We start from the raw sequence: 23,404 nt of genomic DNA, 5'->3' as shown, positions 1-23,404 counted from the left end.
CGGCCTTTAACGGCTGTCCATTAATCGTACCACACGGTGTTCGCTGGATCGTTTGCATGGCGACGCACAAGCGGGGCGCAGACCTCGGTGCAAAGAGAGAACATTGCGATCCGGAACCCAGGGATAGGACCTTCGCCACAAGGAGAGACCACAGTGTTTGCCATGCGCCGCCCCGGCGATACCAAGACCGGCGATTCCAAGACCTCCGTCGACTCTCAAGCCACCATCCCGACCGGTACCACCTCGCAGGACCTTGTTGCGGCCATTGAGGAATTGATCCGCGACAGGCTGCACGCGAACGTCGTTGTCGACGGCCCGATCTCCGAAGCCCTGTCCCGGCTCGTCGCATTGGTGCAGACGGCCTACACCAACCAACTCAGGCTGGCCGGCGACCTCGGCAAGGAAGCCTGCGAAGCCGCCGTCAATATCGGCTGGCTGTCCCATGATTTCAGCGAGGTTGCACAGTCGACCGTATCGATATCGAGCGCCGTCGAGGAAATGGCAGCTTCCATTGCCGAGCTGTCGACCGTTTCCGCCCAGAGCGCGAACCAGACAGAGAATGCGCGCGATACCATGCGCAGCTGCATCAACGATGCCCGCGCCGCCGTCGATGCCATGAGCAATATCCAGAACCAGTCGAGCAAGATCGGCGATCAGGTCTCCGTGCTCCAGGCCGCCGTCGACCAGATCGGCGAGATGGCGACCTCGATCGACTCCATCGCCCGCCAGACCAACCTCCTCGCCCTCAACGCCACCATCGAGGCCGCCCGAGCAGGTGAGGCCGGCCGCGGCTTTGCCGTCGTCGCCGCCGAGGTGAAGACGCTGTCGGTCGAGACGGGCAAGGCCACACAAGAGATTCGCTCCCGCGTCGAGGCCCTCACCCGTGAAATGCGCGAGATCCGCGCGGCCGTGACCGACAGCCTCAAGTCGGTCTCGTCCGGTAGCTCGGTCGTGACCCAGGTCGGCACCATCATCGAAAGCATGGGCGACGAAGTAGCCGAAGTCGCCGAGCGCATCCGCAGTCTCTCGGACGTGCTCGAGCAGCAGCGTGCAGCCACATCCGAGATCACCCATAACGTCGTACGCATCTCGGAGAAAGCCACCAAGAGCAAGGACGAGGTGCAGAAGATCGGCAAGCGCCTCGAGGATTGCGAGGGCATCCTGCGCAAGGCCTTCGACAGCGCCGAGCTTCCGGTGCGCTGTCAGGCCCTCATGCGGGTCGGCGCCGAAGCCCTGTTCTGGAAGCGCCAGCTCGCACAGATCCTGCTCGGCGCAACGCCGGCGCCCGCGACAGCGCCGCAGCTTCCCCAGGCGGGGGTCATGGCCGAGGCCGAGGAGATATCACGCACGACCTCCGGCGCCTCCATGTTTGCAGCAGACCTCTCATCGGCGCTTTCCGCCGCCCAGACGCAAGCCGCGAAGATGGTCGACGAGGTTCGCAACCAGAACTGGGGCGCCGCGACGCCGGCTTACATCGCTTGCGACGAGGCCATCGCCAAGATCCACGAGGCCGTCGGCAAGCTGCTCGAGCGCGCTAATATCGCTGCGGCGGCGTAACGCAGGTTCATAGAGTTCTCCCAAACGATCAGGGCGGGTGCCACACGGCATCCGCCCTGATCGTTTGTGCGCATGCGCGAAGGCAAGCTCATGAAAGCACCCGGCAAGAGCCCTTACACGAGATCCTTGAGCCGATAGTAGAGCATCCCCAGTGCCAGCAATTGATTGCCGAGGAACTGCCCGACCGGTAGGCGGATGTGGCGAATCTTCTCGAACAGGTCGAGCTTCTCCATCGTGCCCGAGATGGCCTCCGCCACGATCTGCCCCGCGATGTGCGTGGTATTCACACCGTGCCCGCAGTAGCCCTGCATGTAATAGACGTTCGGCTCTCGCCTCCCGATGGCGGGAACGCGCGTCAGCACGATGTCGATCTTGCCGCCCCAGGCATAATCGAGCGTCACATCCGCGAGCTGCGGAAACACCTCGACCATGCGCGGCCGCAACGTCGCACGGATGTCGCGCGGATCGCGGTTCGAATAGTTGCAGCGCCCGCCGAACAAGAGCCGCTTGTCGGCCGAGAGCCGGAAGTAGTCGAGCACGACGTTGCTGTCGGCGACCGCAAGATCCTGCGGATTGATCTTGGAGACGATGCTCTCCGGAAGCGGCTCCGTCGCCACGATATAGCTGCCCGTCGGGAACAGGAGCCCGTGCAACGGTCCGGTCTGGAAAGACGGATCCATGATACCGGCCAGCACGATGGACGCCGCATCGACACGCCCGTTGGCCGTCACCGCGTAGGGCTTCGATCCTCCGACGACCTCCGTGACCGGGCTTTCCTCGAAGATCTCAACGCCAAGCGCCGCCGCGGCCCGCGCCTCTCCAAGGCAAAGGTTGAGCGGATGCAGATGCCCGCTGCGACGATCCACCATCGCGCCGTGATAAAGCTCGGAACCGATCACGCCCCGCATGTCGCCCGGCTCGACCAGCTCGAGCCCATCGCCATCGCCCGCCGCGCGCCGCTCCTCTACGTAGGCACGCATCGCCTCCATGTGGCGCGGCCGCGCCGCAACCTCCATCCAGCCCCGCTTCAGATCGCAACGGATCTGATGGCGTGAGACGCGATCCTCGATGATGTCGTTGCCGAGGTAGCGGATGTCGCTCAAAAGCTTGCGCCCCGCCTCGCCGAGCTGCTTCTCCACGCGGTGCTCGCCGCTGATGCCGGCGATCATCTGCCCGCCGTTGCGCCCCGACGCGCCCCATCCCACGCGCTGCGCTTCGAGCACGACCACCTTGTAGCCGCGCTCGGCCAGCGACAACGCCGTCGCGATGCCGGAGAAGCCGCCGCCGACGATGCAGACGTCCGCCGTGATCGTGCCTCGAAGCGCCGGATAGCGCGTATCGTCGTTGGCCGTGGCCGCGTAATAGGAATTGATGTGTGTCGCCGACATGCGCGTTTATCTAAGACGTGTGCGGCCCGGTTGCGAGCGGGAAAGCGCCGCATCGTGAACCCGGACCAGATGTAGCACTCTGGCTGACACGGAAGCGCCAGCCTCTGTTTTCCCCTGGCCCTGCTTTACCTCTCCCCGTCGGGGAGAGGTGGGCTTCCGAGCGGACGCAAGGAAGACGCGTGAGGGACTGCGGTGTCTCACAGTTAGCAACATCCGCCCCCTACTTGGCGCCCGCGTCCACGGCCGCAAGCTCACGCGCCTGCCGCTGACTCGCGCGCTTCGTCGTATAGGACGCCACCAGCACGCCGATCGTCACCAGCCCGATCATGATCGTCGACACGGCGTTGATCTCGGGCGTTACGCCCAAGCGAACCTGGCTGTAGATCTTCATCGGCAGCGTCGTGGCGCCGGGCCCCGTCGCGAAGCTCGCGATCACAAGGTCATCAAGCGATAGCGTGAAGGCCAACAGCCACGCCGAGATGACGGACGGCGCGATGATCGGCAGCGTCACCTGCAGAAACGTCTGCACCGGCGTGGCGCCGAGGTCCATGGCCGCTTCCTCCACCGACTTGTCGAAATCGTAGAGGCGCGCCTGTACGACCACGGCTGCAAAGCACATCGAGAAGGTCGCGTGGGCGATGACGACAGTCCAGAAACCACGATCGATGTTGATGGCCACGAATAGGAGCAACAGCGACAGACCCGTGATCACCTCCGGCATGACGAGCGGCGCGAAGATCATACCCGAGAATAGCGTGCGCCCGGGAAAGCGTCCCATGCGCACCAACACGATGGCCGCCAGCGTACCGAGCACCACCGCAAGCGTCGACGAAACGATCGCGACGCGCAACGTGACCCACGCTGCATTGAGGATGCTCTCATTCCGCAGCAGGCTTCCGTACCACTTCGTAGACCAGCCACCCCACACCGTCACCAGCTTCGACTCGTTGAAGCTGTAGATCACGAGCAGCAGGATCGGGATGTAGAGAAACGCGAACCCGAGTGCGATCGAGGTAGCGTTGAACCAGCTGAAGCGTCTCATCACCCGGCCTCCCGCAATTTTTGCTGACTGCGCTGGAACAGCACGATCGGAACGACGAGCACCAAGAGCAGCACCACCGCCACCGCCGACGACACCGGCCAGTCACGATTGTTGAAGAACTCGGTCCACAGCGTCTTGCCGATCATCAGCGTATCCGAGCCGCCGAGAAGATCCGGAATAACGAACTCGCCGGTAGCCGGGATGAATACGAGGAAGCAACCCGCCACCACGCCCGGTAGCGACAGCGGGAACGTCACCTGCCAGAACGACTTCCACGGCGGCGAGCCGAGATCGGCGGCCGCTTCGATCAGCGAGGGATTGATCTTCTCGAGGCTCGCATAGAGCGGCAGGATCATGAAGGGCAGATACGAATAAACGATGCCGATATAGACCGCCGTCGGTGTGTTCATGATCGTCAGCGGCTCGCTGATGACACCGATGTTCATCAGGAACATGTTGAGCAGCCCTTCCTTCTTCAGGATGCCGATCCAGGCATAGACGCGGATCAGGAACGAGGTCCAGAAGGGCAGGATCACGAGCATGACCAGCGTCGGCTGCCACTCCTTGGGCGCGCGCGCCATGCCGTAGGCAATCGGGTAAGCCACCAGCAGCGTGATGAACGTCGAGATCGCCGCGATCTTGAGCGCCGAGAAATACGCGTTCACGTACAGGGAGTCCTGCATGATGAAGACGTAGTTCTCAAGGTCGAGCTGGGACACGAAATCGACGATCCCGGCGAACCCCTGCGAGAGATCCAGCGTCGGCGTATAGGGCGGGATCGCCGTCGCAATGTCCGACAGCGAGATCTTGAAAACGATGAAGAACGGGACAAGGAAAAAAACCAGGAGCCACAGGTAGGGCACCGAGATCAAAAGCCAGCGGCGCATGTGAAATCTCCGAGCCTAGCGGGTGACGACGATCCCGGTCTCCGGTGGCCACTCGAGCCACACCTTGTCCTCCCAGCTGATGGGATGATCCACGAGGCGCGACGAGTTGGTGCGCAAGGCCTTCACCCGTTGGCCGTTCTCGAGTTCCACGTGGTAGTGCGAGATCGAGCCGAGATAGCCGACGTCGACAACCTTGCCCGGCACCGCGTTGCTGGCGTCCGATGGCTTCTCGAGAGAGATATGAATTTTCTCGGGCCTCAGCGTCAGCCAGACCGTTTGATCCCCGACGCATCCCTCCGGCGCGATGGCCTTGAAGCGAGCCAAGCCCGGCCCCCAATCCAGCTCCGCAAAGCCGCCGGACACGCTAACGACCTTGCCCTGCAGCAGGTTCACGTCACCGATGAAGTTCGCCACGTAGCGCGAGTTGGGCGCTTCGTAGATGTCTCCGGGCGTCGCAATTTGCACGAACTCGCCGTGATCCATGACCGCGATGCGCGAGGAGACGGTCATCGCCTCCTCCTGGTCATGCGTGACGATAATGAAGGTCGTGCCGGTGCGCTCCTGGATGCCCATGAGCTCGAACTGCGCCGTCTGCCTGAGGCGCTTGTCGAGCGCGCCGAGCGGTTCGTCGAGCAACACGATGCGCGGCTTCTTGGCGATCGCACGCGCCAGCGCCACGCGCTGCTGCTGACCGCCCGAGAGCTGATGCGGCTTGCGCTTGCCGAAGCCGGAGAGCTCCAGCATCGTCATCGCTTCCTCGACACGCGTCGCGATCTGATCCTTCGGCATGCCCTCCTGCTTCAGGCCGAAGCCGATGTTCTGCTCGACGGTCATGTGCGGAAACAACGCGTAGGACTGAAACATCATGTTGACCGGCCGCTCGTAGGGCGCAAGCTCCGTGATGTCCTCCCCGCCAACGAGAATGCGCCCGCTGGTCGGCTTCTCGAAGCCTGCCAGCATGCGCAGGAGCGTGGTCTTCCCGCAGCCCGACGGTCCGAGCAGCGCGAAGAACTCGCGCTCGTAGATGTCGAGCGTGCAATCCTTGACGGCGACGAAATCGCCGAACCTCTTGACGACGTTCTCGAAGCGCACGATCGGCCGTTTCGACGGATCTTTCCATGGCGCGAAACCGGACTGCGGCGCGGGCGTACGGCCTGTCGGTATCTGGCCGGTCCCGGTGACTGTGGCTAGCGACGAGGTCTGCACGGCGGCCCCACTCATGATGAAATTCCTCGCGTTTCGCGGCGAACTCGGGATCGCCGCCGCGGCCTGAACGAAAACCGCGCCCGGGAGCCTCCCGGGCGCGGCGTAGGTTTCTCTATTGGCCGGTCACCACCTTGGTCCAGATCCTGGTCACGGTCCGTTGCGTCTTGGCGTCATAGGGATCCTTGACGAAGAGCCGCTTGAGCGTCTCCTCGTCGGGGAAGATAGAGGCGTCGGACTTCACCTCCTCGTCGATGAACTCCAGCGAGGCGATATTGCCGTTCGCGTAATTCACATAGTTCGACGCCTTGGCGATCGCCTCCGGCTTCAGGATGTAGTTGAGGAACGCGTGTGCCTCCTCGATGTTCTTCGCGTCCGCCGGGATGGCCAATTGATCGAACCACATCTGCGCGCCTTCCTTCGGAATCTTGTAACCGATGGTGACGTTGTTCTTGGCCTCCTCCGCGCGATCGCGCGCCTGCAGGATGTCGCCCGAATAGCCAACAGCGATGCAGATGTCGCCATTGGCCAGAGCGTTGATGAATTCCGAGGAATGGAATTTCTGGATGTTGGGCCGAATAGACTCGAGCAGCGCGCCGGCTTTCTGCAGGTCACCCGCATCCTTGCTGTTGGGATCGAGGCCAAGATAGAGCAACGCCACAGGGATGATATCGTCCGGGGCATCCAGGAGATAGATGCCGCAGTCCTTGAACTTGGAGACGATCTCCGGCTTGAAGATCAGATCCCAGGAATCGACGGGCGCATCCGGCATGCGTTCCTGGATCTTGGCTTCGTTGTATCCTATGCCCGTCGTACCCCACATGTAGTTGATCGAGTACTCGTTGCCAGGATCGTAGAGCGCTGTGCGCTCGGCGATCAGCGGCCATACGTTTTTGAGGTTCGGAAGTTTCGACTTGTCGAGCTTCTGAAACACGCCGGCCGTGATCTGCCGCGAAAGGAAAGGCCCGGTCGGAACAACAAGATCGTAGCCGCTACCCCCCGCGAGGAGCTTCGTCTCGAGCAGCTCGTTGCTGTCGAACACGTCGTAGATCGGCTTGATGCCGGTCTCTTTCTCGAATTCTTTCAGCACCTCCTCGTCGATGTAGTCCGACCAGTTATAGATGCGAACCTCTTTCGCAGTCGCCGCCCCGGCAACGAACAACGACATCATGGCAACCGAGCCTGCAACGTAAGCACGGGCGCTGGAAATCTTGATCATGCGACTCTCTCCCACGGGAGCTATGAAATTCGAACGGTCCAAGACCCTGCAGCACCGATTTCCGCCGCCGGCCCGACGTGCCCATTGTGATCACATTATTCGCGCGCTACAAGTCTTTCGTTGAGGTTGGCGCACGAGATCGACACGGAGGCAGTCACGCTTTCGTGCAGAATTCGGAGTGATCGGATTTGTGCAATGCGCAACGATAAGGCAGGAGAGCGGACTTTGGCGGAGAGATCCGGGCGCAGCCGCCGTCGCGAACGAGACATCGAAAGCGTCACCCCCGCACGTCTCAGTCCCGCGCACCGCCCGACATCGGCCGACCGCAGTCAAATCGCTGTCACGACGCACGAAAGCGTCTATCGCGGACTTCGCGATCGCATCCTCTTCGGTGGCTTCCTGCCGGGCAGCGCCGTGACGCTGCGCGGCCTCGCCGAGGACCTGGGCGTGAGCCCGATGCCTATTCGTGAGGCAGTGCGCCGCCTCATTGCCGAGCGCGCCTTGAAGATGCAGGACAATCGCCGCGTCCTAGTACCGCCGATGACGAGCGAGGCCTTCGAACAGATTGTTTTTGCGCGAAAAGCACTCGAACCGGAACTCGCCGCCCGTGCCATGGATCACATCGGCCCCGCCGAGCTGCGCCGCATCATCACGCACGACAAGGCCGTCGATCGCGCCATGGCCGCAGGTGATGTGCACGGCTACATGGAGAACAACTTTCGCTTTCACTTTGCCATCTACAAACACGCCCACGCCGACACGCTGCTGGCCCTCGTCGAGAGCATCTGGCTGCAGTTCGGGCCCTTCATGCGCATGGCCTACAACCGCTGGGGCACCTCCGATCTCGAGGACCAGCATCAGGCCGCAATCGCCGCCCTCGAGCGGCGCGATCGCAAAGCGCTGCGCTCCGCCATCGCCGCCGACGTGAGCCAGGGCATGACGTTCATCGGAGAAATCGTATTGAAGCGCTCTCAGTAAGGATTTGAAAACCAAGGCAACCTTTTTAACCGGGAAATACCGGAAATGGGCGACCCTTGAGTTTTGGCGGCTTTTGTGATCACATTATCAGCAAACTTGAGCCGCCCCCGGAGACGCAATCGGGAACGTGATGCGCACCGGGCGGCGGCGTGCGCCGGGCTCGTCACAGGGCCAGCCGCACGAGACCTCAGCCTATTCGATCAAGGTGGATAATGTCAGCCGACACGGGAACGATGGCCAGTCTGACGGGGGAAACATTCGGCGACGGAACGGAGCCGGAGAAGCTGCGCGCCTGGCTGCAGCACCACCGCATCGAGGAGGTAGACTGCGCGGTCCCGGATATTGCCGGCGTTGCGCGCGGCAAAACCATGCCGGCAGAGAAGTTCGCCAAGCTCGATCCGGTGCACCTTCCGATCTCGATCTTCCACCAGACGATCACCGGCGACTACGTCGGCTTCGAGGAGGACGGCCAAGCGCTTTACGCCGAAAGCGATCTCCTTATGGTGCCGGATCTCAGCACCATCCGTCCCGCACCTTGGGCGTCGAGTCCGACGGCCCAGGTCATCCATGACGCCACCTGGCAGAACGGTGCGCCGGTCGAGATCGCGCCGCGCTCGGTGTTGAAGCGCGTGCTCGCCCTCTACGAAAAGGAGGGCTGGACCCCGGTCGTCGCCCCGGAGCTCGAGTTCTACCTGACCAAGACCAACCCCGATCCGGATTATCCGCTTGAGCCGCCGACGGGCCGCTCGGGCCGCGCTGGCGCCGGGCGTCAGGCTTACAGCCTCGGCGCCGTCGACGAGTACGACAAGATCGTCGACGACATCTACGAGTACGCCGAGCGCCAGTACCTGAAGATCGACACTATTATCCAGGAAGGCGGCGCCGCGCAGCTCGAGATCAACCTCTTGCACGGCGACCCCGTCGACCTCGCCGATCAGGTATTCCTGTTCAAGCGCACCATCCGCGAGGCGGCGTTCACGCACAACTGCTACGCGACGTTCATGGCCAAGCCCCTCGCCAACGAGCCGGGCAGCGCCATGCACATTCACCAGAGCGTCGTCGACGCGAAAACCGGGCGCAACATCTTCACCGACGAGACCGGTGGAGCGAGCAAGCTGTTCTATCAGTTCCTGGCCGGCCAGCAGCACTTCCTTCCGCCCGCGACCTGCCTCCTCGCGCCCTACGTCAACTCCTACCGCCGCCTCGTTCCCGGCGGCGCGGCGCCGATTAACGTCGAGTGGGGCCACGATAATCGCTCGGCCGGCCTGCGCGTGCCGTTCTCGTCCGCTTCCGCACGCCGCATCGAGAACCGTCTCGCCGGTTCGGACGCCAACCCGTATCTCGCCATCGCCGCGAGCCTCGCCTGCGGCTACCTTGGCATCAAGATGGGGCTCGAGCCGCGCGAAGCGGTGATCGGTAATGCCTACCGCAACGATCACCAGCTGCCACGCGGACTTCTCGAAGCGCTGACGGCCTTCGAGGATTCGCCCGAGCTGCACGAGATTCTCGGCAAGCGCTTCTGCCACGTCTATCTGTCGCTGAAGCGCAGCGAGTTCGAGGAGTTCATGCGCGTCATCAGCCCCTGGGAGCGCGAGCATCTCTTGCTCAGCGTCTGAACGCCCTGCTTACGTGCCAACAGGAAGACGAAACGTGACACCGATCGGCCAGCCCACGAAGACGCGCAAGACGGAGCTCCTGGAGCTTTGCGCGCGCATTGGATTTACGCCGCCGAACCCGGTCTGAGCCTGCGCGCAAGCGCGGCTAATGCGTCTCGCGTCGCGGCAGCCCCGCGCGAGGCAAGAACCGTTCCGAGCCCCCGCTCGCACTGGAGGATCTTCCATGTCGAATAAAAGAGTGAAGAACAGCACCGCCGAGTGGCGCGATCTCGATGCCCGGCATCACTTGCATCCCTTCACCCAGCACAACACGCTGCGTCCGGCTGGCGCGCGCGTGATCGTCAAGGCCGACGGCTCCTACATCTGGGATAGCGAGGGCCACCGCATCCTTGACGGCATGGCCGGGCTTTGGACGACGAACATCGGTTACGGCCGCGCCGAGCTGGCCGATGCCGCGCGCGACCAGATGCTGGAGCTGCCGTTCTACAATACCTTCTTCAAGACCACGCACCCGCCGGTCGTTGAGCTGTCGCAAAAGCTCGCCGAGCTCGCGCCGCCGCATATCAACCAGGTGTTCTACGGCTCCTCCGGCTCGGAATCGAACGACACCGCCATCCGCCTCATTCGTCACTACTGGACGCTCAAGGGCGAGCCCAACCGGCGCATCATCATCTCGCGCAAGAACGCCTACCACGGGTCGACGATCGCCGCGGGCTCCATGGGCGGCATGTCCCACGTGCACCAACACAGTTATCCCGTCTATGAGGGCTTCCGTCACGTCATGGACCCCTATTGGTACGGCGAAGGCAAGGACGGCGAGAGCCTGGAGGAGTTCGGACTGCGCGCCGCCAAGGCGCTGGAGGACGAGATCCTGGCCGTTGGCCCCGAGAACGTGGCAGCCTTCGCCGGCGAGCCCGTTCAAGGCGCCGGCGGCGTCAAGATCGCGCCCGATTCCTATTGGCCAGAGGTGCAGCGCATCATCGACAAGTACGGCATCCTGTTCCTCGCCGATGAGGTCATCACCGGTTTCGGCCGTCTCGGCACATGGTTCGGCTCCGAATACTATGGCATCAGGCCGAACCTGGTCACTTTCGCGAAGGCCGTAACCTCGGGCTACCTGCCGCTCTCAGGCGTGCTGATCGACGACACGATCGTCGAGGCGCTGATGGCTCATAACGACGACTTCAACCACGGCTACACGTTCTCGGGTCACCCCGTCGCCTGCGCCGTGGCGCTGAAGAACATCGAGATCATGGAGCGCGAGAAGCTGGTGCCGCGCGTCGCCGAGTACAGCGGCCCCGCCCTCGCCCGCCTGCTTGCCAAGTTCAAGGATCATCCCCTCGTCGGCGAGGTCCGCTCGGTCGGCATGATGGGCGCCATCGAACTCGTGGCGGATAAGCGCACGCACCGCCGCTTCGACAACCCTGGCCGCGTCGGTCTCATCTGCCGCGATCATTTCTTCCACGAAGGCTTCATCATGCGCGCCGTCTTCGACACCATGGTCTGCGCCCCGCCATTGATCTGGAGCGACGAGCAGTTCGCGGAAGCCGAGCGCGTCATCAAGAAGGCGCTCGACCAGACGCTCGCCGACGTCGCCGGAGAGATCGCAGCATGAGCCGGCCGGTCGTCATCATTCCGTGCGACACTAAGGTGATCGAAGGCATGACCTTCGACGCCGTGGGACGCAAGTACTCGGCGGCCGTGGCCGAGGTGGCGGAGTGTCAGCCGTTGCTGGCGCCGCTCGGCCCCAGCATGCTCGACATGGGCGCGCTGCTCGACATCGCCGACGGCATTCTGCTGTCCGGCGCCATCTCGAACGTGCATCCGAGCCATTACGGGCTCGATGAGCCGCCGCTCAACGAGACGGCCATCGACCACGAGCGCGACAGCCTCACGCTGCCGCTCGTGCGCGAGGCGCTGCACCGCAAGCTGCCGCTGTTCGCGATCTGTCGCGGCTTCCAGGAGCTGAACGTGGCGCTCGGCGGCACGCTGGATCAGGCGGTGCACGCCGTCGAGGGACGCAACGACCATCGCGAGCGCTCGGACATCCCGATCGACGAGCGGTTCGGCCCTGCACATCCGGTGAAGCTCTCCGGGACACTCAGGAATTGGGTCGGTCAGGACGAGATCATCGTCAACTCGCTGCACTGGCAGGGCATCCAGCGCCTTGCGCCTTCGCTCGCGGCGGAGGCGCACGCCAAGGACGGTCTTATCGAAGCGGTGCGCGGGCCCTCCGAACATCCATTTCTGCTCGGCGTGCAATGGCACCCGGAATGGCAAGCGAAAAACAACAAAGCCTCAGTCGAGATCTTCCGTCGTTTCGGCGACGCGGTTCGGAATCTGAGCTCCAACGGTCTCGCAGCATGACCAACACACCGATCACAGTCGACGAGACCAAGGAGTTCCTGGCCGACAACCCGACGGTCAGATGGATCGACGTATTCACGTTCGATCTCAACGGCATCGCGCGAGGCAAGCGCTACCGCCGCGACGACCTCCTGAGCCTCGCCAAGAGCGGGCTCATGATGCCGGCCTCGGCCTTCATCATCGACCCCCGCGGAAACTCCATCGGCGAGACCGGCCGTCTCTGGGAAACGGGTGACCCTGACGTTCCGGCGCACATCCTGTCCGGCACCCTGACACCTGTCCCCGTCAACGGCGCGACGCATGCGCAAGCCGTCATGAACCTCGAGACCGACGGCGAGATGGACGCGCGCGCCATCCTCGCCAATCAGGTCGCCCGCATGAAGAGGCAGGGCCTCACACCTGTCGCAGCCGTCGAGCTTGAGTTCTATGTCACGCTACCCGGCCCGCACGGCGCCTTCACGTTGGAGCCACCGGCCGGCCTGACCACCGACCCGGATGCAGCCGGCACTTATGAGTTCGCCGACCTCGATGCGCTGGCGCCGTTCATCGACGACATCTATCGCATCGCCGCCGCCCAGGGCCTGCCCGTCGACGCCGTGATCCAGGAGAGCGGCCCTGCGCAGTTCGAGATCAACCTCAAGCACCGCGACGACGCCGTGCGGGCGGCGCTCGACGGCCTGCTCTTGAAGCGCGCCGTCAAAGCTGCCGCGCGCGAGCACAAGCTGAACGCCACCTTCATGGCCAAGCCGCATCATGACTGGTGCGGCTCCGGCATGCACATTCACCTGAGCATGCTCGACAAAGCGGGCGCCAACGCCTTCGCCGGCAAGCCCATCTCGCCGCTATTCCGCCACGCCATCGGCGGCCTGTGCGCGACCATGTCGGATTTCATGGCCATCTGGGCACAGTACGCAAACTCCTACCGCCGCTACGTTCCCAAGTCCTACGTCGCGGCCGCGCCGCACTGGGGCTACAACAACCGGACCGTGGCTCTGCGCATTCCGCCCGGAAACGGCCCGGCAACGCGCATCGAGCACCGCGTTGCCGGAGCCGACGCCAATCCCTATCTCGTGATAGCAGCGATCCTCGCCGGCATAGCCCACGGCATCGAGGCCAAGGCCGATCCCGGCCCGCACGCCCAGGGCGACGCCGAGGAGATCGACGCGCCGGAGACGCTGCCGACGGCGTGGGTGAACGCGCTTGAAGTTTTCGAGCGTTCGGCGGTCGCCCGGGAGGCATTCGGCGCCGGCTTCCATGATGTGTTCACGCGCCTGAAGCAGACGGAGCGCGTGAACTTCGAGCGCATCGTCACCGCGCTGGACCATCTTTGGTACGCGCACGTTGCATGAGGCCCAGACATGACCTCGACAGAGTGCTTCCGGAAAAGTGGATCCGGTTTTCCGAACAGAAGCACGATCAAAATAAAAGCGAGGGTGTGAAAATCCACGCCACACGAGGTATGCAATGACAACGCAACACACCCTTGCACACTTTGAAAAAGTCGCCGGAAGCATCGCTCTTCCCGGCAAAGCCGTGATCGACGGCGAGACGCTCGCCGCGGTGAGCGGCGTCACGTTCGACAACGTCTCGCCGCGCGACGGCCGGGTGCTGAATCAGGTCGCGGCCTGCGCCGCCGCCGATATCGACATCGCCGTTGCCTCTGCCCGCGCCGCGTTTGACGATGGCCGCTGGCGCAAGCTCTCCTATCGCGACAAGAAGCGCCTCCTTTTCAAGCTCGCCGATCTCATGGAGCGCGAGACCGAGAACCTCGCCGTGCTCGAAAGCCTCGACGTCGGCAAGCCGATCTCGAACGCGCTATCGGGCGACGTCCCGCAGGCCATTCGCACCCTGCGCTACTACGCCGAGGCGCTCGACAAGATCTATGGTGAGGTCGCACCCGAAACGCAGGATCGCTTCTCGTTCGTCGTGCACGAGCCGCTCGGCGTCATCGGAGCCATCGTGCCGTGGAACTTCCCGCTGCACATGGCGATGTGGAAGGTGGCGCCCGCGCTGGCCATGGGCAATTCCGTCGTGCTGAAGCCCGCGGAACAAAGCCCGTTGACCGCGCTGCGGCTCGGCGAGCTTGCGCTCGAGGCCGGCCTGCCGCCCGGCGTTCTCAACGTGGTACCGGGCCTTGGCGGCGACGCCGGAAAGGCGCTGGCCTTGCACAACGACGTCGACATGATTGCCTTCACGGGCTCGGGCGCCGTCGGCCGGATGCTCATGAAGTATTCGGGCGAGAGCAACCTGAAGCGCGTCAGCCTGGAGCTCGGCGGCAAGTCCCCGCACATCATCTTTGCCGACTGCCCGGATCTCGACAAAGCCGCCGAGCACGCAGCTTGGGGCATCTTCTACAATCAGGGTGAGGTCTGCACGGCGGCCTCCCGGCTTCTCGTGCACGAGAGCATCGCCGACGCCTTCCTCGACAAGCTGCTGCGCGTCGCCGAGCCGATCGCAGCCGGCGATCCGCTCGAGCCCGCGACGGTATTCGGCGCCATGGTCTCGGCCGAGCAGATGCAGACCGCGCTGCGCTACATCGAGACCGCCAAGAAGGAAGGCGGCGTGCTGCGCCTCGGCGGAAATCGCACTCGCATGGAATCGGGCGGCTATTACGTCGAGCCGACCGTGTTCGACGACGTCGGGCCGCAAGCGACGCTGTCGCGCGAGGAGGTCTTCGGACCCGTCCTCGCCGTGACGCGCTTCACCGACACCGCCGACGCGTTGCGCATCGCCAACGATACGCCCTTCGGGCTGGCCGCCGGCCTCTGGACGCGCGACGTCAGCCTCGCCCATCGTGCCGCACGCGAGATCAAGGCCGGGCTCGTCTGGGTCAACGGCTGGGACAGCTGCGATATCACGATGCCGTTCGGCGGCTTCAAGCAGTCTGGCTTTGGCCGCGACCGCTCACTGCACGCCCTTCACAAGTATGCCGACCTGAAGTCGGTCTCCATCACGCTTCCCTGACGGAGAGAGCCATGAATGTTTCGCCTCCCCGCTATCCCAACGCCGCACTGATCGGCGGCGACTGGGTAACAAGCAAGGACACCTTCCCGGTCTTCGACCCCGCGACCGGCGCCGAGATCACACGCGTGCCGAACCTCGGCGCCGCTGAAACCAAACGCGCTATCGACGCCGCCGAAGCCGCGCTCCCCGCGTGGTCGGCCAAGACCGCGAAAGAGCGCTCGCAGATCATGAAGCGGTGGTTCGACCTCATCACCACCGAAGCCGAGCAACTGGCCCAGCTCATGACCGCCGAGCAGGGCAAACCGCTCACGGAATCGCGCGGCGAGGTCGCCTATGGCGCGTCCTTCATCGAGTGGTTCGCCGAGGAAGGAAAGCGCGCCTACGGGCGCACGATCCCCACCACGACTGCCGGCAAACGCTATCTGACTATCAAGCAGCCGGTCGGCGTCGTGGCTGCCATCGCGCCGTGGAACTTCCCGATCGCCATGATCACGCGCAAGGCGGCACCCGCCCTCGCAGCCGGTTGCACGGTCGTCATCAAGCCGGCCGAGGACACGCCGCTCTGCGCCCTCGCGCTGGCAAAGCTCGCGCTCGACGCGGGCATCCCTCCGGGCGTGTTCAACGTCGTGACCACCAACGATGCGGCCCCCGTCGGCAAGGTGCTGTGCGAGGACCCTCGCGTGCGCAAGCTGTCGTTCACGGGTTCGACAGAGGTCGGCAAGATCCTCTATCGCCAGTGCGCCGACACGGTGAAGAAGCTGACGCTCGAACTTGGCGGCAACGCACCGTTGCTCGTGTTCGACGACGCGGACCTCGCCCAGGCCGTGGCCGGCGCTATGGCCTCGAAGTATCGCAACGCCGGGCAAACGTGCGTTTGCGCCAACCGCATCTTCGTGCAGGCTGGTATTTATGATCGCTTTGCCGAGGCCCTCGCGGCCGAAGTAGAGAAGCTCAAGGTAGGCCCCGGCACGGCGCTAGGCGTTACCGTTGGCCCGCTGATCAACGCCGACGCGATCAAAAAGGTCGAAAGCCTCGTCGGTGACGCCATCGGCAAGGGTGCTAAGGTCGTGACCGGGGGCGCACCCGCCGATGCAGGCCCCCTCTTCTACCAGCCGTCCGTTCTCACCAACGTGACGCCCGACATGACCATCGTGCACGAGGAGATCTTCGGCCCCGTCGCAGCACTGATCCGCTTCGAGACGGAAGCCGAAGCGATCAAGCTCGCCAACGACACGCCGTTCGGCCTCGCCGCCTACCTCTTCAGTCGCGACATCGGCCGCGCCTGGCGCGTGGCGGAAGCGCTGGAGGCAGGCATGGTCGGCGTCAACGAGGGCATCTTCTCGAATGAAACCGTTCCGTTCGGTGGCGTGAAGGAGAGCGGCCTCGGCCGCGAAGGCGCCGCCGAAGGGCTCGACGAGTACCTCGAAACCAAGTTCATCTGCCTCGGCGGAATCTGAAACCTGCCAACGCTCTCGCGCAACGAAAGTCGAACCGATGACCACCAACGCCGAGCTCCAAGCCCGCCGCACGGCCGCCGTCCCGCGCGGCATCGGCCACGCGACGCAGATCTATGCCAAGCGCGCCAAGAACGCCGAGATCTGGGATGAGGAAGGCAAGCGCTACGTTGATTTCGCCGCCGGCATCGCAGTCGTCAACACGGGACACCAGCACCCGCGCATCGTCGAGGCAGTTAAAAAGCAGCTCGAGGACTTCAGCCACGTCTGCTTCCAGGTGACGCCGCACGAGAATTACGTCGCGCTCGCCGAGCGCCTGAATGGGCTCGCGCCTGTCGCCGGCCCGGCGAAGACCATGCTCGCCTCAACCGGCGCCGAAGCGGTGGAGAACGCCGTCAAGGTCGCGCGCTGCTTCACGGGCCGCCCCGGCATCATCTCGTTCTCCGGCGGCTTCCACGGCCGCACGCACATGGGCATGGCGCTGACCGGCAAGGCGGTGCCGTATAAGAAGGGCTTCGGGCCGTTTCCGGCCGATATTTACAACGTCGCCTTCCCGAACCTCTACCACGGCACCTCGACCGCCGAGAGCCTGAAGGCGCTGAAGGCACTCTTCAAGTATCAGGCCGATCCATCGACCATAGCGGGCATCATCATCGAGCCGGTGCAGGGCGAAGGCGGCTTCAACATCGCGCCGACCGAGTTCTTGATCGCGCTACGCGCACTCTGCGACGAGCACGGCATCGTGCTGATCGCCGACGAGATCCAGACTGGCTTCGCCCGCACCGGAAAGCTGTTCGCGCTCGAGCATTCCGGCGTCAAGGCCGACGTCGTGACGCTCGCCAAGGGCCTGGCCGGAGGCTTCCCGCTTTCGGCTATCGTCGGACGCGCCGACATCATGGACGCCTCAGGCCCAGGCGGCCTCGGCGGCACCTACGCCGGGAACCCCATCGCCTGCGCCGCCGCCCACACCGTGCTCGACATTATCGAGGACGAGAACCTCACCGCGCGCGCCAATACAATCGGCGAGATCATCCTCGGCCGCTGCCGCGAGCTGGCCGCGCGCTCGAACTTGAATTGCATCGGCGACGTGCGCGGCCTTGGCGCCATGTGCGCCGCGGAATTCGTGAAGGACAGAACCAACGGCGAGCCATCGCCGGAGCTCACCGGCGAGGTCTTGAAAGCCGCGAACGCGCGCGGCCTGATTCTTCTCTCGTGCGGCACCTACGGCAACGTCATCCGCTTCCTGCCGCCTTTGACCGCCAGCGACGAGATCGTCAAGGAAGGCATGGACATCTTCGAAGCCAGCCTGACCGAGGCCGTCGGCCGTCTCCAGTAACCAATCGCCGTTTCGAAAGAGCATCTCGCCATGACCGTTCAGCTCAAGACCAACGACCTGGAAGCCTTCTTCATGCCGTTCTCCGCGAACCGGCAGTTCAAGAAGGCGCCGCGGCTTCTCGCCTCGGCGAAGGACGTGCACTACTTCACGCAAGACGGCCGCAAGGTGCTGGATGGAACCTCGGGGCTCTGGTGCGTGAATGCGGGCCACTGTCGCCCGAGGATCGTCGAGGCCATCCAGAAGCAGGCCGCCGAGCTGGACTTCGCCGGCACCTTCCAGATGGGGCACCCGAAGGCGTTCGAGGCGGCGTCTCGCCTCGTCAACATCGCGCCCAAGGGTTTCGACCACGTGTTCTTCACCAACTCCGGATCGGAGTCGGTCGAGACCGCGCTCAAGATCGCCATCGCCTACCATCGTGCCAGGGGCAACGCATCGAAGGTGCGCCTGATCGGCCGCGAGCGCGGCTACCATGGCGTCAACTTCGGCGGCACGTCTGTGGGCGGTATCTCGCCCAACCGCAAGATGTTCGGCACGCTGCTGGCCGGCGTCGATCACATCCGCCACACCCATGATCTCGCGAAGAACGCCTTCTCAAAGGGCGAGCCCGAGCACGGCGCCGAGCTGGCTGACGACCTCGAACGCCTCGTCGCGCTGCATGACGCCTCAACCATCGCCGCAGTCATCGTCGAGCCTGTCGCCTGCTCGACCGGCGTGCTGATCCCGCCGAAAGGCTACCTGAAGCGGCTCGCGGCCATCGCCGCCAAGCACGATATCCTGCTGATCTTCGACGAGGTCATCACCGGCTTCGGCCGCCTCGGCACGCCGTTCGCCGCCGATTACTTCGACGTCTCGCCCGACCTCATCACGACGGCAAAGGGCGTCACCAACGGCACCATCCCCATGGGCGCCGTCTTCCTGAAGAGCCACGTCTACGAGGCTTTCACGAACGGCCCCGAGAACGCCATCGATTTCTTCCACGGCTACACGTACTCCGGCCACCCGATGGCCGCAGCCGCAGCGCTCGGCACGCTCGACACCTATCATGAGGAGGGCCTGCTCACCCGCGCCTCCAAGCTCGCGGCGTACTGGGAAGAGCGCGTCCACACGCTGCGGGAGTTGCCACACGTCATTGACGTGCGCAACATCGGCCTCATCGGCGCCATCGAGTTCGCACCGAAGCCGGATGCCCCCGCGGAGCGCGCTTACAATCACTTCGTCAAATGCTTCGAGAAGGGCCTCCTCGTGCGCCAGACGGGCGACATCATCGCGCTCTCGCCGCCCCTCATCATCACCGAGAGCCAGATCGACCAGCTCTTCGACACCTTCACGGCCGTCCTCAAGGACGGCGATTGACAAGGCACACCATGCGCACCATCGAGAACGCTTACGGCGGCCGCAAGATCGCCTCCGCTTCGGACCGCACGTCCAATGTCTACAATCCCGCCACCGGCGAGGTGACGGCCAGGCTGCCGCTCTCGACAGTGGACGAGATCAACGACGCCGTCGCCGCCGCGAAGAAAGCAGCCACGTCGTGGGGATCGACGCCGCCGATGAAGCGCGTCGCGCCGATGTTCCGTTTCAAGGAGCTTCTGCACAAGAACGCCGACGAGATCGCACGCGCCATCTCCTCCGAGCACGGCAAGACTCACCCCGACGCGTTGGGTGAGTTGCAGCGCGGAATCGAGGTCGTCGATTTCGCCTGCGGCATCCCTCACCTCTTGAAGGGTGAGTACAGCCGCAACATCGGCCCTGAGATCGACTGTTGGTCCGACCGCCAGCCCCTCGGCGTCGTGGCTGGCATCACGCCATTCAACTTCCCCGCCATGGTGCCGATGTGGATGTTCCCCGTCGCGGTCGCCTGCGGAAACACGTTCGTCCTGAAGCCGTCCGAGCGCGATCCCTCGGCGCCAATGCTGATCTGGGAGCTGTTCCAGGAAGCCGGATTCCCGGACGGCGTGCTCAACGTCGTGCACGGTGACAAGACGGCCGTCGACACGCTCCTCGACCATCCCGACGTGAAAGCCGTGAGCTTCGTCGGCTCGACGCCGATCGCCGAGTACGTCTACACGCGCGGCGCCGCTGCCGGAAAACGCGTACAGGCCCTTGGCGGCGCCAAGAACCACATGATCGTCATGCCCGACGCGGACATGGACAAGGCCGTCGACGCGTTGATGGGCGCCGGCTACGGCTCAGCCGGCGAACGCTGCATGGCGATCTCGGTCGCCGTGCCCGTCGGCAAGCGGACGGCCGACCAGCTCGTGGAGGCGCTAGCCCCGCGCGTGCGCGCGCTGAAGGTCGCGCCCGCCACCGATTCCGAGTCCGAGATGGGCCCGGTGGTTACCGCCGAGGCCAAGCGAAAGATCACGGGGCTTATCGATACAGGCGTCGCCGAAGGCGCCAAGCTGGTGGTTGACGGCCGAAACCTCGTGTTGCAGGGCTACGAGAACGGCTACTTCCTCGGCGGCACGCTGTTCGACCACGTCACGCCTGACATGACCATCTACAAGCAGGAGATCTTCGGCCCCGTCCTCTCCGTTGTGCGCACCGAAAGCTATGACGAAGCGGCCGACCTCGTGAACAGCCACGAATACGGCAACGGCACCGCCATCTTCACCCGCGACGGCGACACCGCCCGTGCCTTCGCCGACAAGATCGAGGTCGGCATGGTCGGCATCAACGTGCCGATCCCGGTTCCGGTCGCCTATCACTCGTTCGGCGGCTGGAAGCGCTCGCTGTTCGGCGATCACGCCATCTATGGCCCCGAGGGCGTGCGCTTCTATACGCGCATCAAGACCGTGACCGCCCGTTGGCCGACAGGCATCCGCGCCGGCGCCGAGTTCAACTTCACGGGTCGCAACTGAGGCAAGGCGAACCCGTCATTCACGCGAAAGATAGACCTGAACGGCCCAGATCTCATCGGACGTGAACTGGATCTGCGGCATCCCGAGATGTCGCGAGCCTATTCCTTCGGCTAACTCGAACACGAGCCGTTCCGGCGGATACGACCGTAACGTCTCCCACAGGTTGGGTGCGGTCTTGACCCGGCTCGATGCATCCGCGGTGACCGCGTGGCACCGGCCACAACGCCGCTCGAGCAAGGCCTCTCCGACGTCCTCGGCGGCCCGAGCTTCGCCCGCGCACACGAGCAGCGCTGCTGCAATGCCCTGCCAGTATATCCGCAAAAACGGCCCTCCTGAATTCGGCGACGAGATCGTATTGCAACTTGATGCTCTATGTCCGCTGGCAGCAGGTCTCTGATCCCGATCAAACCAAGCTGTCCCCGAGTGGTGTTATTTTTCAATTTCCAACACCAGGAGCCTTCATGCCTCAAAAAGGGTTTTCTCTCGCGGCGATTTGCGCCCTCACTATATCGGCGCTCCCGCTTCCGTCGGCCGCGCAACGCCCGCCCCAGGCCAAGGGCGATCCGCGGGAGGCTGTCGCGCTCTCCCCGGCCCAAGCCGAGGAGCTGCTGTCCGGCATGCGGACGTATCTTGAGACAATTCAAGGTATCGTCGCTGTGATGGCAGAGAACGACGTCAGCCGCGTACCCGAGATCGCCGCGAGATCGGGTGCTAAGCTCCTTCAGGACGCGGACCCGGCAACGGGCCTCAAGGTGCCGATCGGCTTCAGCATGATCAGCTTCGACACACACGACAAGTTCGACAGGCTCGCCGAGAAGGCACGGCGCGGAACCTCACGCGCCGAGGTGCTCAACAGTTTGCGGGACATCCTCGGAAACTGCATCAGCTGCCATGCAACGTACCGCTTGGCCCCATAGTGTCCCGTCACCAAGCAAAAGGAACCAAGGGAGATCCGCTCATGATCAATCGCAGGATGCACTACATCCTCAAGGATCAGAACCCGCTCCTCATGCATGCGGGAGAGAACGTCCAGAGCGCGTGCAAAGCCATGCGGGAGCGGCACGTCGGCTCCGTCCTCGTCGTGGACGATCACGAACACTTGCTCGGCATCTTCACAGGCCGGGACGCGGTTAAAGTGCTGGCTCAGGGAGGCGGCGCAGCGAAGGTCACACTTGAGCAGGCGATGACCCCGCATCCCGTAACGATCACACCGGAGCACAGGGCCATTGATGCGCTGCGGGCCATGAGCGACGGTGGTTTTCGCCACGTTCCCGTCGTGGATCGCGACCGTATTTGGGGCGTCGTATCGCGGGCCGATTTCAAGGGCGTGGAAATAGATCGCCTGGACGAGGAAGAAGACTTGGCGGAACGTATCCGCTGAGCCGAACTTGCGTGGTTCCATATATCGAGCGAGGCCCAGAGGCTTGGAACATCGGCGGGAATAGTCGGTGGCGTTTGGTGCCCGATCAGATGACACTCCGCGCACACGCTCTTTGCCAGCGCGTGGCCCTTGTCGGGGTCGGGGTGACCGGCCCTGCCAGACTGGGATCCCAGCAGCAGACCGATGGCAGTGGCTGCGGCGCGTCGCGCCAGACCATGCCGTCCGTCGCCTTGTCGCGAGAGGAGATCCGCAATGTCGTCGCCTGCATCATGACGCTGAGAGCTGAGAACGGGGAGACGCGGTAAACGTCCGAGAGGCGCCCACTTGAAATCGCGATTTCTCGTCGACTTCCTTCGACTTGGACATGGATGACATCTTCCATCCATTCGCCATGCGTTGCCCTGGCTCGTTGCATCGCTAGAATAGCCAAGGCCACCGCCGCTGCTGCCACGCGAGCATCCCCAGTCGGCCGTCGGCGCACTAGGGAGGATGACCATAATGACACCTTGGGAAATCCGCACCACCGAGTTTGTGAACTGCAACTGCGCCTATGGCTGCCCCTGCCAATTCAATGCCCTGCCCACGCACGGCAACTGCCAGGCCGTCGCCTGCAACGAGATTACCGAAGGCCGTTTTGGGGACGTGAACCTGACTGGCTTGCGTTTCGGCGGCATTTTTGCCTGGCCGGGCGCGATCCACGAGGGCAATGGCAAGGCGCAGCCGTTCGTCGACGAGCGCGCAAGCGAGGCACAACGCGACGCCATCCTGAGAATCATCTCTGGCCAGGATACTGATCCGATGGCCACGGTGTTTGCCGTTTTCGCTGCGACCGTCTCGGAGGTCTTCGATCCCGTCTTCGCACCGATCGAGTTCGACGTCGACGTCGATGCCCGCCGTGGGCGCTTTGTCGTTCCCGGCCTCATCGAATGCCATGGCGAGCCCATCCGCAACCCGGTCACCGGCGCCGAGCACCGCGCGCGAATCGACATCCCGGACGGCTTCGAGTACGAGATCGCCGAGATCGGCAGCGGCTCCAGTAAGACCCGTGGCAAGATCGAGCTCACGCTCGAGAACACCTATGGCCAGTTCGCCCGCCTGCATCTGAACAATCACGGTGTCATCAAGCACCGCGCGGCGTGAGCGGCGGACGC

At 64.0% G+C, this 23,404-nt stretch carries 20 protein-coding genes; 14 read left to right on the top strand and 6 right to left on the bottom strand.

Annotated features, from left to right (window positions below; all coding sequences use genetic code 11):
* Positions 1-162: 162 nt before the first annotated feature.
* The gene (locus tag CS1GBM3_RS01935) at positions 163-1,557 is read left to right on the top strand and encodes a methyl-accepting chemotaxis protein (RefSeq protein WP_244534576.1); all 1,395 of its coding nucleotides are present in this window, start codon (positions 163-165) and stop codon (positions 1,555-1,557) included.
* Positions 1,558-1,670: 113 nt separating this feature from the next.
* Here the strand turns inward: CS1GBM3_RS01935 and CS1GBM3_RS01930 are convergent, their stop codons facing one another.
* From CS1GBM3_RS01930 to CS1GBM3_RS01910, 5 genes are all read right to left on the bottom strand, one after another.
* A complete protein-coding gene (locus tag CS1GBM3_RS01930) occupies positions 1,671-2,945 on the bottom strand; it encodes an NAD(P)/FAD-dependent oxidoreductase (RefSeq protein ID WP_072390654.1) in 1,275 nt (424 codons plus the stop codon).
* A 220-nt stretch (positions 2,946-3,165) separates the two neighbouring features.
* Positions 3,166-3,987, bottom strand: coding sequence for an ABC transporter permease (locus tag CS1GBM3_RS01925; protein ID WP_072390652.1), 822 nt, complete (start codon positions 3,985-3,987; stop codon positions 3,166-3,168).
* Entirely contained in the window at positions 3,987-4,874 is an 888-nt protein-coding gene (locus CS1GBM3_RS01920) for an ABC transporter permease subunit (protein WP_072390649.1), read from the bottom strand. The genes CS1GBM3_RS01925 and CS1GBM3_RS01920 overlap by 1 nt, the downstream gene beginning before the upstream one ends.
* 15 nt (positions 4,875-4,889) lie before the next feature.
* Positions 4,890-6,095 (bottom strand): ABC transporter ATP-binding protein, encoded by a 1,206-nt coding sequence (locus tag CS1GBM3_RS01915; RefSeq protein WP_083566956.1) that lies wholly within the window; start codon positions 6,093-6,095, stop codon positions 4,890-4,892.
* A gap of 97 nt (positions 6,096-6,192) precedes the next feature.
* Positions 6,193-7,248, bottom strand: a complete 1,056-nt coding sequence (locus tag CS1GBM3_RS01910) for a polyamine ABC transporter substrate-binding protein (RefSeq protein WP_244534575.1) — start codon at positions 7,246-7,248, stop codon at positions 6,193-6,195.
* Positions 7,249-7,521: 273 nt separating this feature from the next.
* Here CS1GBM3_RS01910 and CS1GBM3_RS01905 point away from each other — a divergent pair, with 273 nt between their 5' ends.
* The 10 genes from CS1GBM3_RS01905 (at position 7,522) to CS1GBM3_RS01860 (ending at position 20,872) form a co-directional block, all read left to right on the top strand.
* Positions 7,522-8,274: a GntR family transcriptional regulator gene (locus CS1GBM3_RS01905; protein ID WP_244534522.1), complete on the top strand. Its 753-nt coding sequence runs from the start codon at positions 7,522-7,524 to the stop codon at positions 8,272-8,274.
* A gap of 212 nt (positions 8,275-8,486) precedes the next feature.
* Positions 8,487-9,890, top strand: a complete 1,404-nt coding sequence (locus CS1GBM3_RS01900) for a glutamine synthetase family protein (RefSeq protein ID WP_072390643.1) — start codon at positions 8,487-8,489, stop codon at positions 9,888-9,890.
* 223 nt (positions 9,891-10,113) lie between these two features.
* Entirely contained in the window at positions 10,114-11,505 is a 1,392-nt protein-coding gene (locus CS1GBM3_RS01895) for an aspartate aminotransferase family protein (protein ID WP_072390640.1), read from the top strand.
* Complete coding sequence (locus tag CS1GBM3_RS01890) at positions 11,502-12,257, top strand: gamma-glutamyl-gamma-aminobutyrate hydrolase family protein (RefSeq protein WP_072390637.1); 756 nt, start codon at positions 11,502-11,504, stop codon at positions 12,255-12,257. The genes CS1GBM3_RS01895 and CS1GBM3_RS01890 overlap by 4 nt, the downstream gene beginning before the upstream one ends.
* On the top strand, positions 12,254-13,606 hold the full coding sequence (locus CS1GBM3_RS01885) for a glutamine synthetase family protein (RefSeq protein ID WP_072390634.1): 1,353 nt from the start codon (positions 12,254-12,256) through the stop codon (positions 13,604-13,606). The genes CS1GBM3_RS01890 and CS1GBM3_RS01885 overlap by 4 nt, the downstream gene beginning before the upstream one ends.
* Before the next feature lie 115 nt (positions 13,607-13,721).
* Entirely contained in the window at positions 13,722-15,221 is a 1,500-nt protein-coding gene (locus CS1GBM3_RS01880; protein ID WP_072390631.1) for an aldehyde dehydrogenase, read from the top strand.
* Positions 15,222-15,232: 11 nt separating this feature from the next.
* Positions 15,233-16,678, top strand: a complete 1,446-nt coding sequence (locus CS1GBM3_RS01875) for an NAD-dependent succinate-semialdehyde dehydrogenase (protein ID WP_072390628.1) — start codon at positions 15,233-15,235, stop codon at positions 16,676-16,678.
* A gap of 37 nt (positions 16,679-16,715) precedes the next feature.
* A complete protein-coding gene (gene gabT, locus CS1GBM3_RS01870; protein ID WP_072390625.1) occupies positions 16,716-18,011 on the top strand; it encodes a 4-aminobutyrate--2-oxoglutarate transaminase in 1,296 nt (431 codons plus the stop codon).
* A gap of 30 nt (positions 18,012-18,041) precedes the next feature.
* Positions 18,042-19,364, top strand: coding sequence for an omega-aminotransferase AptA (locus CS1GBM3_RS01865; protein WP_072390621.1), 1,323 nt, complete (start codon positions 18,042-18,044; stop codon positions 19,362-19,364).
* Positions 19,365-19,375: 11 nt separating this feature from the next.
* The gene (locus CS1GBM3_RS01860) at positions 19,376-20,872 is read left to right on the top strand and encodes a CoA-acylating methylmalonate-semialdehyde dehydrogenase (RefSeq protein WP_072390618.1); all 1,497 of its coding nucleotides are present in this window, start codon (positions 19,376-19,378) and stop codon (positions 20,870-20,872) included.
* A gap of 15 nt (positions 20,873-20,887) precedes the next feature.
* Here the strand turns inward: CS1GBM3_RS01860 and CS1GBM3_RS01855 are convergent, their stop codons facing one another.
* Complete coding sequence (locus tag CS1GBM3_RS01855; RefSeq protein ID WP_072390615.1) at positions 20,888-21,193, bottom strand: c-type cytochrome; 306 nt, start codon at positions 21,191-21,193, stop codon at positions 20,888-20,890.
* A 140-nt stretch (positions 21,194-21,333) separates the two neighbouring features.
* On the opposite strand from CS1GBM3_RS01855, the gene CS1GBM3_RS01850 reads away from it, so the two are divergent.
* The 3 genes from CS1GBM3_RS01850 (at position 21,334) to CS1GBM3_RS01835 (ending at position 23,393) form a co-directional block, all read left to right on the top strand.
* Complete coding sequence (locus CS1GBM3_RS01850; protein ID WP_210186193.1) at positions 21,334-21,789, top strand: hypothetical protein; 456 nt, start codon at positions 21,334-21,336, stop codon at positions 21,787-21,789.
* A 41-nt stretch (positions 21,790-21,830) separates the two neighbouring features.
* A complete protein-coding gene (locus CS1GBM3_RS01845; RefSeq protein WP_072390612.1) occupies positions 21,831-22,253 on the top strand; it encodes a CBS domain-containing protein in 423 nt (140 codons plus the stop codon).
* A 498-nt stretch (positions 22,254-22,751) separates the two neighbouring features.
* Entirely contained in the window at positions 22,752-23,393 is a 642-nt protein-coding gene (locus tag CS1GBM3_RS01835) for a DUF1326 domain-containing protein (RefSeq protein WP_072390608.1), read from the top strand.
* Positions 23,394-23,404 lie beyond the last annotated feature (11 nt).

This window comes from Hyphomicrobium sp. CS1GBMeth3 (genome assembly GCF_900117455.1).
In the GTDB taxonomy this organism is placed as follows: domain Bacteria; phylum Pseudomonadota; class Alphaproteobacteria; order Rhizobiales; family Hyphomicrobiaceae; genus Hyphomicrobium_C.
This window is presented reverse-complemented; position numbering and strand designations above follow the sequence as displayed.

Bases quoted from the DNA above. Each gene is read 5' to 3' on its own strand.
- CS1GBM3_RS01935 (WP_244534576.1), top strand. From the start codon at position 163: ATGCGCCGCCCCGGCGATACCAAGACCGGCGATTCCAAGACCTCCGTC.
- CS1GBM3_RS01845 (WP_072390612.1), top strand. From the start codon at position 21,831: ATGATCAATCGCAGGATGCACTACATCCTCAAGGATCAGAACCCGCTC.
- CS1GBM3_RS01865 (WP_072390621.1), top strand. From the start codon at position 18,042: ATGACCGTTCAGCTCAAGACCAACGACCTGGAAGCCTTCTTCATGCCG.
- CS1GBM3_RS01900 (WP_072390643.1), top strand. From the start codon at position 8,487: ATGTCAGCCGACACGGGAACGATGGCCAGTCTGACGGGGGAAACATTC.
- CS1GBM3_RS01880 (WP_072390631.1), top strand. From the start codon at position 13,722: ATGACAACGCAACACACCCTTGCACACTTTGAAAAAGTCGCCGGAAGC.
- CS1GBM3_RS01885 (WP_072390634.1), top strand. From the start codon at position 12,254: ATGACCAACACACCGATCACAGTCGACGAGACCAAGGAGTTCCTGGCC.
- CS1GBM3_RS01895 (WP_072390640.1), top strand. From the start codon at position 10,114: ATGTCGAATAAAAGAGTGAAGAACAGCACCGCCGAGTGGCGCGATCTC.
- CS1GBM3_RS01835 (WP_072390608.1), top strand. From the start codon at position 22,752: ATGACACCTTGGGAAATCCGCACCACCGAGTTTGTGAACTGCAACTGC.
- CS1GBM3_RS01910 (WP_244534575.1), bottom strand. From the start codon at position 7,248: ATGATGTCGTTGTTCGTTGCCGGGGCGGCGACTGCGAAAGAGGTTCGC.
- CS1GBM3_RS01850 (WP_210186193.1), top strand. From the start codon at position 21,334: ATGCCTCAAAAAGGGTTTTCTCTCGCGGCGATTTGCGCCCTCACTATA.
- CS1GBM3_RS01930 (WP_072390654.1), bottom strand. From the start codon at position 2,945: ATGTCGGCGACACACATCAATTCCTATTACGCGGCCACGGCCAACGAC.
- gabT (WP_072390625.1), top strand. From the start codon at position 16,716: ATGACCACCAACGCCGAGCTCCAAGCCCGCCGCACGGCCGCCGTCCCG.
- CS1GBM3_RS01915 (WP_083566956.1), bottom strand. From the start codon at position 6,095: ATGAGTGGGGCCGCCGTGCAGACCTCGTCGCTAGCCACAGTCACCGGG.
- CS1GBM3_RS01860 (WP_072390618.1), top strand. From the start codon at position 19,376: ATGCGCACCATCGAGAACGCTTACGGCGGCCGCAAGATCGCCTCCGCT.
- CS1GBM3_RS01925 (WP_072390652.1), bottom strand. From the start codon at position 3,987: ATGAGACGCTTCAGCTGGTTCAACGCTACCTCGATCGCACTCGGGTTC.
- CS1GBM3_RS01875 (WP_072390628.1), top strand. From the start codon at position 15,233: ATGAATGTTTCGCCTCCCCGCTATCCCAACGCCGCACTGATCGGCGGC.
- CS1GBM3_RS01920 (WP_072390649.1), bottom strand. From the start codon at position 4,874: ATGCGCCGCTGGCTTTTGATCTCGGTGCCCTACCTGTGGCTCCTGGTT.
- CS1GBM3_RS01890 (WP_072390637.1), top strand. From the start codon at position 11,502: ATGAGCCGGCCGGTCGTCATCATTCCGTGCGACACTAAGGTGATCGAA.